This window comes from Novosphingobium mathurense (genome assembly GCF_900168325.1).
Lineage (GTDB): Bacteria > Pseudomonadota > Alphaproteobacteria > Sphingomonadales > Sphingomonadaceae > Novosphingobium > Novosphingobium mathurense.
In genome coordinates this window covers 305,623-320,358 of record NZ_FVZE01000002.1, presented here as the reverse complement: position 1 = coordinate 320,358, position 14,736 = coordinate 305,623, and the positions used below count along the sequence as shown (strand labels likewise).

Annotated in this window: 13 protein-coding genes; 5 read left to right on the top strand and 8 right to left on the bottom strand. The window is 65.4% G+C overall.

Annotated elements, in window-relative coordinates:
- Positions 1–191: 191 nt before the first annotated feature.
- Complete coding sequence (gene recQ, locus B5483_RS08385; RefSeq protein ID WP_079730056.1) at positions 192–2,009, top strand: DNA helicase RecQ; 1,818 nt, start codon at positions 192–194, stop codon at positions 2,007–2,009.
- A gap of 104 nt (positions 2,010–2,113) precedes the next feature.
- Here recQ and B5483_RS08380 read toward each other — a convergent pair whose 3' ends face one another.
- Entirely contained in the window at positions 2,114–3,580 is a 1,467-nt protein-coding gene (locus tag B5483_RS08380; RefSeq protein WP_079730055.1) for a L,D-transpeptidase family protein, read from the bottom strand.
- A 205-nt stretch (positions 3,581–3,785) separates the two neighbouring features.
- Here B5483_RS08380 and B5483_RS08375 point away from each other — a divergent pair, with 205 nt between their 5' ends.
- The 3 genes from B5483_RS08375 (at position 3,786) to B5483_RS08365 (ending at position 8,365) form a co-directional block, all read left to right on the top strand.
- Entirely contained in the window at positions 3,786–4,643 is an 858-nt protein-coding gene (locus B5483_RS08375; RefSeq protein WP_342743659.1) for a DMT family transporter, read from the top strand.
- Positions 4,644–4,792: 149 nt separating this feature from the next.
- Positions 4,793–7,465: an aconitate hydratase AcnA gene (gene acnA, locus B5483_RS08370; protein ID WP_079730054.1), complete on the top strand. Its 2,673-nt coding sequence runs from the start codon at positions 4,793–4,795 to the stop codon at positions 7,463–7,465.
- A gap of 207 nt (positions 7,466–7,672) precedes the next feature.
- Positions 7,673–8,365, top strand: coding sequence for a hypothetical protein (locus tag B5483_RS08365; protein ID WP_176167981.1), 693 nt, complete (start codon positions 7,673–7,675; stop codon positions 8,363–8,365).
- 494 nt (positions 8,366–8,859) lie between these two features.
- Here the strand turns inward: B5483_RS08365 and ruvB are convergent, their stop codons facing one another.
- A complete protein-coding gene (ruvB, locus tag B5483_RS08360) occupies positions 8,860–9,897 on the bottom strand; it encodes a Holliday junction branch migration DNA helicase RuvB (RefSeq protein WP_054946658.1) in 1,038 nt (345 codons plus the stop codon).
- Positions 9,898–9,967: 70 nt separating this feature from the next.
- Complete coding sequence (gene ruvA / locus B5483_RS08355) at positions 9,968–10,576, bottom strand: Holliday junction branch migration protein RuvA (protein ID WP_079730053.1); 609 nt, start codon at positions 10,574–10,576, stop codon at positions 9,968–9,970.
- A gap of 109 nt (positions 10,577–10,685) precedes the next feature.
- Between ruvA and B5483_RS08350 the strand changes: the two genes are divergently transcribed.
- The gene (locus tag B5483_RS08350) at positions 10,686–12,197 is read left to right on the top strand and encodes a glycosyltransferase family protein (protein WP_079730052.1); all 1,512 of its coding nucleotides are present in this window, start codon (positions 10,686–10,688) and stop codon (positions 12,195–12,197) included.
- Between the two features lie 21 nt (positions 12,198–12,218).
- Here B5483_RS08350 and ruvC read toward each other — a convergent pair whose 3' ends face one another.
- The 5 genes from ruvC to B5483_RS08325 all read right to left on the bottom strand — a co-directional run bounded on the left by ruvC (position 12,219) and on the right by B5483_RS08325 (position 14,733).
- Complete coding sequence (gene ruvC / locus B5483_RS08345; RefSeq protein ID WP_054946655.1) at positions 12,219–12,695, bottom strand: crossover junction endodeoxyribonuclease RuvC; 477 nt, start codon at positions 12,693–12,695, stop codon at positions 12,219–12,221.
- A 61-nt stretch (positions 12,696–12,756) separates the two neighbouring features.
- Positions 12,757–13,500 carry a YebC/PmpR family DNA-binding transcriptional regulator gene (locus B5483_RS08340; RefSeq protein WP_054946654.1) on the bottom strand — a complete coding sequence of 248 codons (744 nt, stop codon included), beginning with the start codon at positions 13,498–13,500 and terminating at the stop codon, positions 12,757–12,759.
- 108 nt (positions 13,501–13,608) lie between these two features.
- On the bottom strand, positions 13,609–13,926 hold the full coding sequence (locus B5483_RS08335; protein ID WP_054946653.1) for a heavy metal-binding domain-containing protein: 318 nt from the start codon (positions 13,924–13,926) through the stop codon (positions 13,609–13,611).
- A gap of 110 nt (positions 13,927–14,036) precedes the next feature.
- Positions 14,037–14,273: a DUF2312 domain-containing protein gene (locus tag B5483_RS08330; RefSeq protein WP_007012906.1), complete on the bottom strand. Its 237-nt coding sequence runs from the start codon at positions 14,271–14,273 to the stop codon at positions 14,037–14,039.
- A gap of 148 nt (positions 14,274–14,421) precedes the next feature.
- Positions 14,422–14,733: a DUF1244 domain-containing protein gene (locus tag B5483_RS08325; RefSeq protein ID WP_079730051.1), complete on the bottom strand. Its 312-nt coding sequence runs from the start codon at positions 14,731–14,733 to the stop codon at positions 14,422–14,424.
- Positions 14,734–14,736 lie beyond the last annotated feature (3 nt).

The following is a 14,736-nucleotide window of genomic DNA, read 5'->3' as shown; positions in this document are numbered from 1 at the left end:
GCCGGGGCTTGTCTCTCGATGAACCCACTATGGCGCGAGGGGCCCAGCGGGTCTGTGCGCGTCTGCACAGCCCTGCTGTGATTTATCCCACATGCCCCGGATCGGACCGGTTTACGCCAGCCGGAGCGCAAAAACTTCGCAGGCCGAACACCGCAACGGCGGAAAATTAACCTCCGGGCGGTTCCCAGGCCATGGCCGCGTCTGCCATAAGCCGCGCCGTGCCTGCTGCCGACCTGCTTCCTGACGCGCTCGATGCCCTTCACGCCACTTTCGGCTTCACCGCCTTTCGCGGTGTGCAGGAACACGTCGTCTCGCGCGTGCTGTCCGGCCAGTCGACACTGGCGGTCATGCCCACCGGCGCGGGCAAGTCGCTGACCTACCAGCTTCCGGCGGTGATGCTGGAAGGCACTTGCGTCGTCGTCAGCCCGCTGATCGCTCTGATGCACGACCAGTTGCGCTCGGCCACGGCCAACGGCATCCGCGCCGCGACCCTCACCAGCGCCGATACCGACCGCGAAGTGACCATCGACCGGTTCCGCGAGGGCGAACTCGATCTGCTCTACGTCGCCCCGGAACGCGCCAGCCAGCCGCATTTCCGCGAACTGCTTTCCAAGGCGCGTGTCTCGCTCTTCGCCATCGACGAAGCCCACTGCGTTTCCGAATGGGGGCACGATTTCCGGCCCGACTACCGGCTGCTGCGCCCGCTGCTCGATGCATTTCCGGAAGTGCCGCGTCTCGCCCTGACGGCAACCGCGGATCACCATACCCGCGCAGACATCCTCGCCCAGCTCGGCATTGCCGAGAACGGGCTGATCGTCGCCGGGTTCGACCGCCCCAACATCCGCTATGCGATCCGCCCGCGCGAGAATGCCGCACGCCAGCTCAAGGCGCTGCTCGAAGAGAACTCCGGCCCCGGTATCATCTATGCCCCGACCCGCGCCCGCGTCGAGCAACTCGCCGAGACGCTGGCCGCCACCGGTCGGCGGGTGCTGCCCTACCACGCCGGTCTCTCGCCCGAAGTGCGCGCCCGCAACCAGGCCGCCTTCGTCGCCAGCGAAGACATGGTGATGGTCGCAACGGTTGCCTTCGGCATGGGCATCGACAAACCTGATGTGCGCTTCGTCGCCCACGCCGGCATCCCCAAGTCGATCGAAGGCTACTATCAGGAAACCGGACGCGCCGGGCGCGACGGCGATCCCTCGATCGCGGTGATGTTCTGGGGCGCGGACGACTTCGCCCGCGCCCGCATCCGTCTGTCGGAAGTGGAAGAACGCCGCCAGCAGTCAGAGCGCCAACGGCTCGACGCGCTGGCGGGTCTGGTCGAAACCGCCCAATGCCGCCGCGCCGTGCTGCTGCGCCACTTCGGCGAGGAACCCGCGCCGACCTGCGACAATTGCGATAACTGCCTCGAGCCCCCGGGCGTTGCCGACGTCACCGAACTGGCGCGCAAGCTGCTTTCCGCCGTCTATCGTACCGGGCAGTCCTATGGACTGGGCCACCTGGAAAAGGTGCTGGCCGGCATCGCCGACGACCGCGTGCTCCAGCGCGGGCATGACCAGCTCTCGGTCTTCGGGATCATGACCGAGGACGAAAAGCCCCTGCTCAAGCCGCTGTCCCGCGCACTGCAGGCACGCGGCAGCCTGCTCCCGACCGAACACGGCGGCCTTGCGCTGGGCGGCGATGCGCGCGAAATCCTCAAGGGTGAAGCAAGCGTGCCGATCGTCCTGCCCCCGAAGCAGGAGCGCAAGCGGCGCGGGGGCGGCAGCAGCCGGGACGGCGGCGCCAACCCCATCGGCAATCCGCTGTTCGAAGCCCTGCGCGCCCTGCGCCGTGACCTCGCCGCAGAGGCGGGCGTGCCGCCCTACGTCATCTTCCACGATTCCACCTTGCGCGAGATGGCGACGGTCCAGCCATCGTCCCGTGCGGAAATGGGCGAGATCGGCGGCATCGGCTCACGCAAGCTCGACGCCTACGGCGATGCCTTCCTGGCGGTGATCCGCCAGTTCTGACGCCCAGCGGCGACTGCACCCGTGCGCCCCCCGGCAAGCGTCGCCCCGGATCGGGTCCGGGGTGACGGCACCACTATGTCTTACAGCATGTTACGAGGATCCGCTCAGAGCGGGTTGTCGAGCTCGATGATCTCTTCGTCGCTGGTCCGCTGGGTGGTCTTGAGCTGGCGCGCCTGGGTGAAGCTGTCGAGCACCGGCTTGTCGCGGCCGTAGATGTCGTTGAACTGCTTGAGTTCCCCGTCGATCGAGCGGGCGATGGTGAAGTAGGTCAGGTACACCGGGAAGGTCCGGGTCATCTCGACCTTGGTATATTCACCCGAGCGCGAGATATCGGCCGCTTCGGCTGCCGGCATCTTGGCGCCGAGGATGGCCATGGTCATGCCCAGCTCCACCGCACGTTCGGTGCGGATACAGCCGTGACTGAAGGCGCGCACGTCCTCGTCGAAGTACTGCTTGGCAGGCGTGTCGTGCAGGTAGATCGCGTGCGGGTTGGGCATGTCGATCTTCATCAGGCCCAGCGAGTTGTTCGGCCCCGGCTGCTGGACGACGTAAATCGTCCCATCGGCGGCCTTGGTGGCCTTGTAGCCCGCCGCCTTCGCCCAGCGCGGGTTGTTCAGCACCTTCTGGCCCAGGCCTTCGCCCTGCACGATCGACTGCGGCACCGTCCAGGTCGGGTTGAAGACCACCGCAGAGACCGTCTCGGCCAACTGCGGCGTCGCCGTGCGGCCCGGCTTGCCGACGACCGTGCGATAAGTACGGATGATCTTGTTCTTGACCGTCAGGCGCAGCTGGAACTCGGGCACGTTGGTGAGCAGGTAGACATCGCCGAGATCGCGGGCGAGCCAGCGCCAACGGTCCATGTTGGCGCGGATGAGCGCGCGCTTGGCCTTGTTCGCCATCGGCGTTGCCGCCAGTTCAGCCTTGAGCGCAGCATAGTCGGGCACCGTGGGCGCCAGCTTGTCGACAACGCCCGGGACATCATGATCGGACAGGGCCTGCGCCATGATCTGCACGGTCGGCATGTTGTCCTGGTCGGGATCGACCGCGAACCACTGCACCCGCGCATCCATCGGCGTGCGACCGTCGCGCAGGTCCTCGATCAGCCAGGCGAAGACCTTGCTCGCCAGGGCATCGAGCGCATCGCTCTCGCCGCCGGCAATGGCGGCCTTGAGCGCCGCAGGCTGGTAGTCCGCCGGAAGCAGGCCTTCCTTGCCGATATATTCGATGGTCGACAGCAGCGCCTTGGCGTCGGCCAGCGACCACGACATGACCGGCTCGGCCAGGAGGATCGGTTGCACGACCGATTCCGGAGCCGTGCCCGGCGCACCCTGCAAGGGCTGCTGGCTCGCCGGTTTGACCGGGGACTGCATCGGGATCGTCGCCGGAGCTGGCGATGCGGCCGGGGCCTTCGTTGCCGTCGCGGCAGGCGCGGATCTGCCCGTTGCCGGCTTAGGCAGGATGTCCTCGGGCATCTCGGTCTTGATGCGCTGTGCAAGGACTGGCTGGGCCATCAGGCTTGCCGCCATCGCTGTCGAAAGCGCCGTAAAGCCGAACCGCTTGAAACTCATCATATACTTCGTTACCTGCCCGAAACTCTAAAAAACCAAGGAACTGCCGCAAGGGACTGTCCACGAGGCGCTTGCGGCCCCGATTTGCCCCCTCATAGCCTACTCTTCAAGAATTTGTCCTGAGCCTGCGATGAATTGCTTGCGCACAAGTGAACCCGGCTCGACAGGAATGGCGATGCAAGCGAATTCGATCAAGCCGGTATCCACCTTGCTGCCTGTCCTGTCTGTCTGCATGGGAATTGTGGCGTTCAGCGCCATGGATGCGGCAATGAAAGGGGCCTCGATCGCGATCGGCGTCTTCAGCGCGTTACTCTTCCGCTATCTTATCGGCACCGTACTCACTTTCCCGATCTGGTTTTACGCCGGGCGTCCGCTGCCGGACCGGAGCGTCCTGATCGTCCACGTGCAGCGTGCCGCTATCGTGACCGCGATGGCCGCACTGTTCTTCTACGGCGTCGTTCGGGTCCCATTGGCGGAGGCGGTCGCGCTTTCGTTCATCGCTCCGATCGTCGCGCTTTACTTTGCCTCACTTTTGCTTGGCGAAATCATTCGCCCGCGCGCCATCGTGGCCGCGGCGATGGGCATTGTCGGCGTTCTCGTTATCGGAGCAGGTCGCTTGGGAACCGGCACCTACTCCTCCCAGGCCATCGAAGGAGTCGCTGCGACCCTCGGCTCGGCCATGTTCTACGCCCTGAACCTTGTGTTTCAGCGGAAGCAGGCACTGGTCGCTGGCCCGGTTGAAATCGCCATGTTCCAGAACCTCATCGTCGCATTGATATTGCTAACTTTTTCCCCCTGGCTGACTGTCATGCCCGATGCTGCCAGCCTGCATCTGACGCTGGTGGGAGCTGTCCTCGCGACCATGGCGATCCTGTTCCTGTCCTGGGGCTATGCCCGCGCAGAAGCGCAGGTGCTGTTGCCGATCGAGTACACCGCCTTTCTCTGGGCCGCCCTGTTCGGTTGGCTGCAGTTCGGAGAAGAGGTCGGCATAACGACGGTGCTCGGCGCAGTTCTCATCGTCATCGGCTGTCTGATCGGCGCCAGAAACGCGAAAACTGGCCTTTAGTAGCAGGTTGCCCCCTCTTGACCTGAGACCCTCGAGCGCGCATCCGCAGGGCAACGAGTCCGCTTGTCGCACTGCAGCACGGCCCGCGATTCCCTCTGGGCCGCCCGATCAGGGAGGCAAGCTCCATAACCAAGGGGAAATTGCCTACCATGACCCAAGTCGGACAGGATACGCTCGGTACCCGCAGCAAAATGACCGTCGGCGGCAAGCAGGTCGCCTTCTACTCGCTCAAGAAAGCGTCCGAGAAGATCGGCGACGTTTCGCGCCTGCCCTTCTCGATGAAGGTCCTTCTCGAGAACCTGCTGCGCTTCGAGGACGGCGGCTTCACCGTCTCGACCGATGATATCCAGGCGATTGCCGACTGGCAGAAGAACCCCGTGACCGGCGAGGAAATCCAGTACCGCCCGGCCCGCGTGCTCCTGCAGGACTTCACCGGCGTTCCCTGCGTCGTCGACCTTGCCGCGATGCGCGACGCGATCGCCACGCTGGGCGGAGACACCTCCAAGATCAATCCGCAGGTTCCCGTGAACCTCGTAATCGACCACTCGGTCATGGTCGACGAGTTCGGCCACCCCAAGGCTTTCGAGCAGAACGTCGAGATCGAATACCACCGCAACATGGAACGCTACGACTTCCTCAAGTGGGGTTCCAAGTCGCTCTCCAACTTCTACGCGGTTCCCCCCGGCACCGGCATCTGCCACCAGGTGAACCTGGAAAACATCGCCCGGTCCGTGTGGACCAGCGAAGACCAGAACGGTGAAACGGTCGCCTATTTCGACACCTGCGTCGGCACCGACAGCCACACCACCATGGTCAACGGCCTGGGCGTGCTGGGCTGGGGCGTCGGCGGCATCGAAGCCGAAGCCGCGATGCTCGGCCAGCCGGTTTCCATGCTCATCCCCGAAGTCGTGGGTTTCAAGTTCACCGGCCAGCTGAAGGAAGGTGTCACCGCCACCGACCTCGTGCTGACCTGCACCAACATGCTGCGCAAGCATGGCGTGGTCGGCAAGTTCGTCGAATACTACGGCGAGGGCCTCGCCTCGCTGAGCCTTGCCGACCGTGCGACGCTCGCCAACATGGCCCCGGAATACGGCGCGACCTGCGGCCTCTTCGGCATCGACGACAAGACCATCGACTATCTGCGCCTCACCGGCCGCGAGGAAGAGCAGATCGCTCTCGTCGAAGCCTATGCCAAGGAGCAGGGTTTCTGGATGGAGCCGGGTGCGCCCGAGCCGATCTTCTCCTCGACTCTCGAACTCGACCTCTCGACCGTCGTGCCCTCGCTTGCCGGCCCGAAGCGTCCGCAGGACAAGGTGATCCTCACCGAGGTCGACGACGTGTTCAACAAGGACATGGCCGAAACCTACAAGAAGGAGCGCCAGAGCGTTCCGGTCGAAGGCAAGGACTTCTCGATCACCGACGGCGACGTCATGATCGCCGCCATCACCAGCTGCACCAACACCTCGAACCCGAGCGTGCTGATTGCCGCCGGCCTCGTTGCCAAGAAGGCCGACGAGCTGGGCCTGAAGCCCAAGCCCTGGGTCAAGACCTCGCTGGCTCCGGGCTCGCAGGTCGTCACCGACTACCTCAACAAGGCCGGTCTGCAGAAGCACCTCGACAACATCGGCTTCAACCTCGTCGGCTACGGCTGCACCACCTGCATCGGCAACTCCGGCCCACTGGCCGAGCCGATCAGCAAAGCGATCAACGAGAACGGCCTCGTCGCTTCGGCGGTCATCTCGGGCAACCGCAACTTCGAGGGTCGTGTCAGCCCCGACGTGCGCGCCAACTTCCTCGCCTCGCCGCCGCTGGTGGTTGCCTATGCGCTGAAGGGCACCGTGGTCGAAGACTTCACCACCACCCCGATCGGTCAGGGCAAGGATGGCCAGGACGTGTTCCTCAAGGACATCTGGCCGACCAACCTCGAAGTAGCCGAAACCATGGCCGCCTGCGTCGACCGTTCGATGTTCCAGGCCCGCTACGCCGATGTCTACAAGGGCGACGAGCACTGGCAGGCGATCAACGTCGTCGGCTCGGAAACCTACAACTGGCGCGCCGGATCGACCTATGTCGCCAACCCGCCGTACTTCGAGGGCATGGAAATGACCCCGGCGCCGATCAGCGACATCATCGAAGCCAAGCCGCTGCTCATTCTCGGCGATTCGGTCACCACCGACCACATCTCGCCGGCCGGCTCGATCAAGGCCGACAGCCCCGCGGGCCAGTGGCTGATGGAGCACCAGGTCGCCAAGGCCGACTTCAACTCCTACGGCTCGCGCCGTGGCCACCATGAAGTGATGATGCGCGGCACCTTCGCCAACATCCGCATCCGCAACGAGATGGTCCCGGGCACCGAAGGCGGCATCTCGCGCTTCGGCGAAGAGGTGATGCCGGTCTACGACGTCGCCATGAAGTACAAGGGGCAGGGCACCCCGCTGGTGGTCGTCGCCGGTAAGGAATACGGCACCGGCTCCTCGCGTGACTGGGCGGCCAAGGGCACCAACCTGCTGGGCGTTCGCGCCGTCATCGTCGAGAGCTTCGAGCGCATCCACCGCTCGAACCTGGTCGGCATGGGCGTGCTGCCGCTGCAGTTCAAGGACGGCGACACCCGCCAGAGCCTCGGCCTGACCGGCGACGATGCCTTCACCATCAAGGGCGTCGCCACCCTCAAGCCGCGTCAGGACGTCGAAGTCGAAGTGACGCGTCCGGACGGCTCGACCTTCACCTTCACCGCGCTGTGCCGCATCGATACCGCCAACGAAGTGGAATATTTCAACAACGGCGGCATCCTGCAGTACGTGCTGCGTAAGCTGGCGGCCTGATCGCCCCAGCCCGACAGGTAGAGAAAAAGCCCCGTCCTGCACCGCGCAGGGCGGGGTTTTTCATGGGGCGCCTGCCAAACAAAAAGGGCGGCACCGAAGTGCCGCCCTTCCCCCTTGGAACGGGCTTATGCCGGGTATCAGCCTTCCGACTTGCCCCTTGAGAGGCGTCGTCGGCCGACGACTGTCGCGGCAGCCGCTCCGAACAGAATGAGCATCGGCGGGGCCGGAACTTCGTGCCCGCCCGAACTGGTGCTGGTCGAACCGCCGGAGGACGAGGAACTGCTCGAAGAAGATGAGCTGCTGCTCGAGGACGAGGACGAACTGGAAGAGGACGAGGAACTGCTGCTCGACGAGGAAGAGGAACTGCTGGACCCGCCGCTGGAAGTCGTACCCCCCGACGAACTCGACGAAGAGGACGATGAGGAACTCGACGAAGAAGAGGACGAGGAACTGGAGCTGCTGGTCACACCACCGGTACTGGTCGAAACGTTGCCGGAGGTCGACGACACGTTGCCCGAAGTGCTGCTGACGTTGCCGGAGCTGGTCGAGGTCGTCGATGTGACGCCACCCGTGGTCGAGGTCACGCCGCCCGTGGTCGATGTCACACCGCCGCTCGAACTGGACGTCGAGGTCGAGCCGCCCGTAGTCGTAGATGTCAGGCCACCGGTGGAAGTCGAGGTGGAGCCCCCCGTGGTCGTCAGTCCGCCCGTCGAAGTCGAGGTCGAGCCGCCGCTGGTCGTGGAACTGATCACGACGTTTCCGCCGCCGCCACCGCCGCCGCCACCGAAGAAGCCGCCGAAGAAGCCGCCGCCGAAACCGCCCATCGGACCGCCGCCGATCACGACCGGCACGCCGCCACCGCTACCGCCGACCGGCGGTTGGGGGGCTGGCGGGATATAGGGCGGGGGCAGCGGCACCATGGCCACTTCGGGCTGTTCGCAGCAAGTCCGCTTGATGATCTTGCGCACGCGCTTGGTTTCGCGCGGGAGTTCCCTCTTCGCCACCCGCTTGACCGGCTTGGGCTGAGCGACCTTGGCCTGCTTGACCTTGCGGTACTGCACCTCCTTCGAGGGCGTTTCCGCCACGTGGACGGCGCCGCCACCGATGATGGCGCAGCCTGCCGCGCAGGCAGACAATTTCGCAAGGGCCATCCGAACCGACATAAGCGATGCTCTCTTTGTTCCGTCTGGGCATTGCGGCCGCCTGAATGGCTAACCGACCAGTCCATCTGGCACAGAGAACACGCAGAATGCTTAACGCCACAACGGCATTAACCGTGAATCGGGCGTCCCGAACCGGGAAACACGGTTAATTAATCATCAAACCCAAAGGCCTGTACCGAAACGGGACTGCCGGAAGGCAGGTTTGTAAACGTCCCCGACGCTTTTTCGAGCCTAGTCAGTGGATTGGTCCGAATCGAAAAGTCCACCCTGCGGCCCGGCCGGCGGCGTCAGCCCCAGGTGCTTCCAGCCCAGATCGTTGAGGCAACGGCCACGCGCCGTGCGGGCGACGAGCCCGAGCTGGATCAGGTAGGGCTCGATCACTTCCTCGATCGTATCGCGCGGTTCCGACAGACCCGCGGCCAACGTTTCCACGCCGACCGGCCCGCCCTTGTAGATGTCGGCAATCATGTGAAGGTAGCGCCGATCCTGCGCATCGAGGCCGATCGAATCGACTTCGAGCCGGGTCAGCGCGTCGTCGGCGATGGCCCGGGTGATCACGTCGCTTCCCGCGACATGCGCAAAGTCGCGCACCCGGCGCATCAGCCGCCCGGCCACGCGCGGCGTTCCACGCGAACGACGGGCGATCTCGGTCGCCCCGCCCTTGTCCATGCCGATGCCAAGCAACCCCGCGCCGCGCGTGACGACGTGTTCCAGTTCGGGCACGGTGTAGAACTGCAGGCGAACGGGAATGCCGAAACGGTCGCGCAAGGGCGTCTGCAGCAGGCCCTGCCGGGTGGTCGCGCCGATCAGGGTGAAGGGCGGCAGGTCGATGCGCACCGAGCGCGCAGACGGCCCTTCGCCGATGATGAGATCGAGCGCACGATCCTCCATCGCCGGATAGAGCACTTCCTCGACCACCGGGTTGAGGCGGTGAATCTCGTCGATGAACAGGACGTCGCCCTGTTCAAGATTGGTCAGCAGCGCGGCGAGGTCGCCCGCCTTGGCGATGACCGGGCCGGAAGTGGCGCGAAAGCCCACGCCCAGTTCCCGCGCGACGATCTGCGCCAAGGTGGTCTTGCCCAGACCCGGAGGGCCAAAGAAGAGCACGTGATCCATCGCCTCGCGCCGCGACTTGGCGGACTCGATGAAGATGCGCAGGTTGTCCTTGGCGCCCGCCTGCCCGACGAACTCCTCAAGCGTCTTGGGCCGCAGCGCCGCATCCGCGTCTTCGGCCTGGCGGGAGGAGGAAAGAATGGGATTGTCGGTCATGCCGTGGTCGCTTGGGGAAGAATGGCCCCTGAGACAAGTTCAGGGTGATGTGCTGAGGTAACGTTATGCTTCACCCCGCCGCCCTCTTGAGGGCCACGCGGACGATGGCGTTGAGGTCGGCATCCTCGCCCAGCTCGCCCATCGCGTGGGCTACCGCGGCGCTGGCGATGGCGGGCTTGAAGCCCAGGTTCTGCAATGCGGATACCGCATCGGCGCTGACCGATCCTGCAGGCATCGCAGACGCCGCCAGGCCCGGAGAGCCCGGCGCGGTCGGCATGCCGCCGGCCTTTTCCTTCAACTCGTTGACGATCCGGCTTGCCAGCTTCGGGCCAACGCCATTGGCGCGCGCGACCATCGCGGCGTCGCCACCGGCGCAGGCGCGCTGGAGTTCCTCGGTGTTGAGCGCCGAGAGGATCGCAAGCGCCACCTTCGAGCCAACGCCCTGCACGGCCGTCAGCAGGCGGAACCAGTTACGCTCCGCCGCGCTGGCAAAGCCGATGAGGCGCTGGTCGGTCTCGGAAACCTGCATTTCGGTATGGACGACCACCTTGTCGCCGCGAATGCCCAGATGCTCCAGCGTACGGGCCGAGCAGTGGACGAGGTAACCCACCCCGTTGACGTCGATGATCGCCCAGTCCGGGCCGGTATCGTCGAGCAGACCTGTAAGCTTGGCGATCATGGTTTGTTCCTATGGCACAAGGGCGAGTCGCGCGGCAAGGACAAAGGCGCAAGAGCCGTGGATCACCGCAGAAGCAATCCGGTGACAAGCCCGCCGGCGAGGACTAAGCATGGCCGCGATGGGGCAAGATCGGGCTGACCGGACATCGGCGCAGGAGCGGTGGAAGCGCGCGTCTTCGGGCTGGAAGCTGCTCGTCGTCCTCACCGCAATCGCCGCGCTGGCCCTGCGGGTGCGCGAATTCTCTCTTTACGACATCGCTTATTCGGATGAGCTGCTCCAGTATCTCGAGCAGGCCAACCGCTTCGTCACCGGACACGGCGTGATCCCCTGGGAATGGCGCGTGGGCCTGCGCAATGCGCTGATCCCGCAAGCGCTGGCCCTGCCGGTCTGGCTCGGCCATGCGCTTGGGCCCGGCACCATGATGCCCGTGGCGCTTGCCCGCGCGGCGTTCCTGGCCCTGAACCTGCTGGTCCTGCCCGCGGCCTATCGCCTTGGCGCCCTGCACTCGCGCGCCGCCGCGCTGGTGGCGCTCTTCGCAGCGTCGGTCTGGTGGGAGAGCGTGCTGTTCAGCGAGTTGATGCTGGCCGAGAGCCTGGGCGCCGCACTCATGCTGCCGGGCGCGGCTTTGCTCCTCGATCCACGCGCCTCGCGCCGCGCGCTCATGCTCGCCGGGATCCTGCTGGGCCTCGCCGTGCTAGTACGCATGCAATACGCGGTCTTCGCGGCCGTACTGGCGCTGAGCGTCCTGCGCATGGACCGTGCGCGCTGGGTACCGGTCGCGCTCGGCGGCCTCGTCGCGCTGCTGATCGGCGCGGCAAGCGACCTTGCTGCCGGGTTGCCGCCTTTCGGCTGGGTCATGGTCGGCATTTCGAAGAACATCGGCGAAGGCATCGCCGCGCGCTTCGGCACTTTACCGCCGCCGGCCTATGTCGGGATGCTCCAGCGGCATCTCTGGCCGGTCTTTGCCCCGGTACTGGTGGGCGCGGCGCTGGCCGGCCCGCGCTATCGCCCGCTCATGCTCGCAGCACTGGCCAACCTGATCGCGCACAGCCTGATCGGCCACAAGGAATACCGATTCGTCTGGCTGACGACGCTGACCCTCGTCATCCTGTCCGCCATCGCCCTCGTGCGCCTTGCAGACTGGCTGGCGAATCGGCGCGGACAGGAACCCGGGAACTTGCGCAGCGCCGCCATTCTGTGCGGTGCCATTGCCCTGCTGTCTGCCTTTTCCGCCACCATGACCGGCGGGGCGAGCGCATGGCGCGGAGGCGGCGCGATTCCCCGCCTGGCCGGATTGGCGGCGCAGGACCCCAAGGTCTGCGGCATTGCCGTGGCCTATGAGTTCAAGAGCCACGTCGTGCCCTCACTGCTGCCCCGCCGCGTACCGCTGATGCTGGCGCCCGAAGGTGTCCTGTCCGGCAACCGGCCGCTCTCTCCGGGGCTTGCTGCGGCGGCCGACGCGCTGGTGCTCAACTCGGATACGCCGCTGCCACAGGGATACGAACGCCGCGCCTGCCTCCCGCTCGCAGGGGACAGCCCCTGCCTCTTCGTGCGGGCAGGCTCTTGCACGGGCGATGTTCGAGACAGCTACCAGCAGGCGATTGCCAAGAACGGCTTGTAAGGACCGGCTTACCGTTAGCCCTCAGCGGTGGCTGCCGAGCATATTTGCGTGCGTGATCGCCACGGCGAGAGCGTCGGAGGCGTCCTCTCCGGCCAGCTTCACCCCGGGCAGCAGCACCTTGAGCATGGCCTGGATCTGCGACTTCTCAGCCCCGCCGGTGCCGACCAGCGCCTTCTTGACGACCTTGGTCGAATATTCGGCCACCGGCATCCCGGCGCGTGCCAGCGAGAGCATGGCGACGCCGCGCGCCTGACCGAGCTTGAGCGTGGACTGCGGGTTCACGTTGACGAAGACTTCCTCCACCGCACCCGCATCGGGCCGGTGGTGGAGGATCACGTCGGTCAGGGCCGCGTCGAGTTCGACGAGCCGGTCGGCCATTGCCGCCTTGGCATCGGTGCGGATCTGCCCGTTGGCGACGTGGCTGAGCCGACTGCCCGACTTGGCGACGATGCCCCAGCCGGTGCAGGTCAGGCCGGGATCGAGGCCGATGATGATCATTATGCGGGACCGGCAGGGATCGGGCTTGCGGGCGGAACGCGAAGATCCGCCCGGCGCAAGATCATCCCAGCTGTTCCATGACCTCGTCCGAGATCTCGTAGTTGCCCCAGACGGTCTGGACGTCGTCGTCGTCGTCCAGCGTGTCCACCAGCTTGAGCAGGGTCGAGGCGGTGTCGGCATCGACATCGACCTTGATGTTCGGCTTCCACGCCAGCTTGACGCCTTCGGCCTCGCCGAGCGCCTTTTCCAGCTCGCGGGCGACTTCGTGCAGGTCTTCCACCGCGGTCCAGACCGAGTGGCTGTCCTCGTCGCTTTCCACGTCCTGCGCGCCGGCCTCGATCGCGGCTTCGAGGACCTTGTCCTCATCGCCCACGGAGCCGGGGTACTCGATCAGGCCGAGGCGTTCGAAGCCGTGCGAAACCGCGCCGCTCGCACCGAGGTTGCCGCCGTTCTTGGAGAAGGCGGTGCGCACGTTGGTGGCGGTGCGGTTGCGGTTGTCGGTCAGCGCCTCGACGATGAGCGCGACGCCGCCGGGGCCGTAACCCTCGTAGCGCACTTCCTCGTAGTTCTCGGCATCGCCCTTGCTCGCCTTGTCGATCGCACGCTGGATGTTGTCCTTGGGCATCGACTGCGCCTTGGCCGCGTTGACGGCTGCGCGCAGGCGCGGGTTCATGTCCGGATCGGGCATGCCCATCTTGGCCGCGACGGTGATTTCGCGCGAAAGCTTGGAGAACATCGCCGAGCGCTTTTTGTCCTGCGCGCCCTTGCGATGCATGATGTTCTTGAACTTGGAATGGCCTGCCATGGGTCCGCCCGTGATTTCGTTATGGATCGCCGGGAACCGGTTCCCGGCTGGTAAGATCGCGCGCCCTTACAACAGGCGCATGGCCTAGGGCAACCGCCCCCGACGACCTCAGACGACGACGGCCGTGCCCGAACAGCTGACCATCAGCATCGACCCGCTCTGCCCGATCACCTCGTAGTCGAGGTCGACGCCGACGACGGCATTGCCGCCCAGCTTCGCCGCTTCCGCTTCCATTTCCGCAAGGGCTTCCTTGCGGGCACGCTGCAGTACCTGCTCGTACTTGCCCGAACGCCCACCGACGATGTCGGTGATCGAGGCGAAGATATCGCGGAAGATGTTGGCGCCGACGATCACCTCGCCGGTGACGATACCCAGGTAATGCTGGACCGGGCGACCTTCGACGGCGGGGGTGGTAGTGACGATCATTCGGCTCTCTCCTCGGCGCGTTGCTCGTGGCGCATGCCTAGCGCAAGCCGGGGCCGAGGTCAGCCTCGATCGTCACTGTCCCGCAGCGCGGCGACTGCCGCGCAAGCCGATCAGTCGATGCCGAGCGCAGCCTTGTAGGTGTCGAGAATCATGTCCATTTCGCGGCGGTCGTCGGGCTTCATCTTCCGCAGGCGCACGATCTGGCGCATGATCTTGACGTCGTAGCCCACGGCCTTGGCCTCGTTGTAGACGTCGCGGATATCGTCCGAGATGCCCTTCTTTTCCTCTTCGAGGCGCTCGACGCGCTCGATCAGCAGGCGCAGGCGATCGTCGGTGGTTTCGGCCATGGGATGTCAGCTCCGGAAACTGGGATGGTGAATCGATTGGTCGGGGCTGATAGCCGCAGCCGGAGATTCGGGCAAAGCCGGACCTGTGGAAATTGCAGGCGCGGAAAAAGCCCGCGCGCGACCGGACTGCCGCACGCGGGGCCAGCGATCAGTGCGATCCGCCGTTCTTCTTCAGGCTTTCCTCCATCCGGGCAAGCTGTTCGGACGTCGCCTCGGTCTGGTACTTGTCCTTCCATTCGGCAAAAGGCATGCCATGGATCAGGGCGCGGGCCTCGGCCTTGTCGCCTTCGAAGCCGGCATCGCGAATCCAGTCGGCCAGGCAATTGCGGCAAAAGCCGGCAAGTCCCATCAAATCAATGTTTTGCGCGTCATGGCGCTGCTGGAGATGACGTACCAGCCGACGGAAGGCAGCGGCCGCGATTGCGTCGTCAAGATCTGCGATTTCGTATTCTTCGGTCATATC

Excerpts from the sequence above, each read along its gene's own strand:
- recQ (WP_079730056.1), top strand. The coding sequence starts at position 192 with ATGGCCGCGTCTGCCATAAGCCGCGCCGTGCCTGCTGCCGACCTGCTT.
- B5483_RS08380 (WP_079730055.1), bottom strand. The coding sequence starts at position 3,580 with ATGATGAGTTTCAAGCGGTTCGGCTTTACGGCGCTTTCGACAGCGATG.
- acnA (WP_079730054.1), top strand. The coding sequence starts at position 4,793 with ATGACCCAAGTCGGACAGGATACGCTCGGTACCCGCAGCAAAATGACC.
- B5483_RS08365 (WP_176167981.1), top strand. The coding sequence starts at position 7,673 with ATGAGCATCGGCGGGGCCGGAACTTCGTGCCCGCCCGAACTGGTGCTG.
- ruvB (WP_054946658.1), bottom strand. The coding sequence starts at position 9,897 with ATGACCGACAATCCCATTCTTTCCTCCTCCCGCCAGGCCGAAGACGCG.
- ruvA (WP_079730053.1), bottom strand. The coding sequence starts at position 10,576 with ATGATCGCCAAGCTTACAGGTCTGCTCGACGATACCGGCCCGGACTGG.
- B5483_RS08350 (WP_079730052.1), top strand. The coding sequence starts at position 10,686 with ATGGCCGCGATGGGGCAAGATCGGGCTGACCGGACATCGGCGCAGGAG.
- ruvC (WP_054946655.1), bottom strand. The coding sequence starts at position 12,695 with ATGATCATCATCGGCCTCGATCCCGGCCTGACCTGCACCGGCTGGGGC.
- B5483_RS08340 (WP_054946654.1), bottom strand. The coding sequence starts at position 13,500 with ATGGCAGGCCATTCCAAGTTCAAGAACATCATGCATCGCAAGGGCGCG.
- B5483_RS08335 (WP_054946653.1), bottom strand. The coding sequence starts at position 13,926 with ATGATCGTCACTACCACCCCCGCCGTCGAAGGTCGCCCGGTCCAGCAT.
- B5483_RS08330 (WP_007012906.1), bottom strand. The coding sequence starts at position 14,273 with ATGGCCGAAACCACCGACGATCGCCTGCGCCTGCTGATCGAGCGCGTC.
- B5483_RS08325 (WP_079730051.1), bottom strand. The coding sequence starts at position 14,733 with ATGACCGAAGAATACGAAATCGCAGATCTTGACGACGCAATCGCGGCC.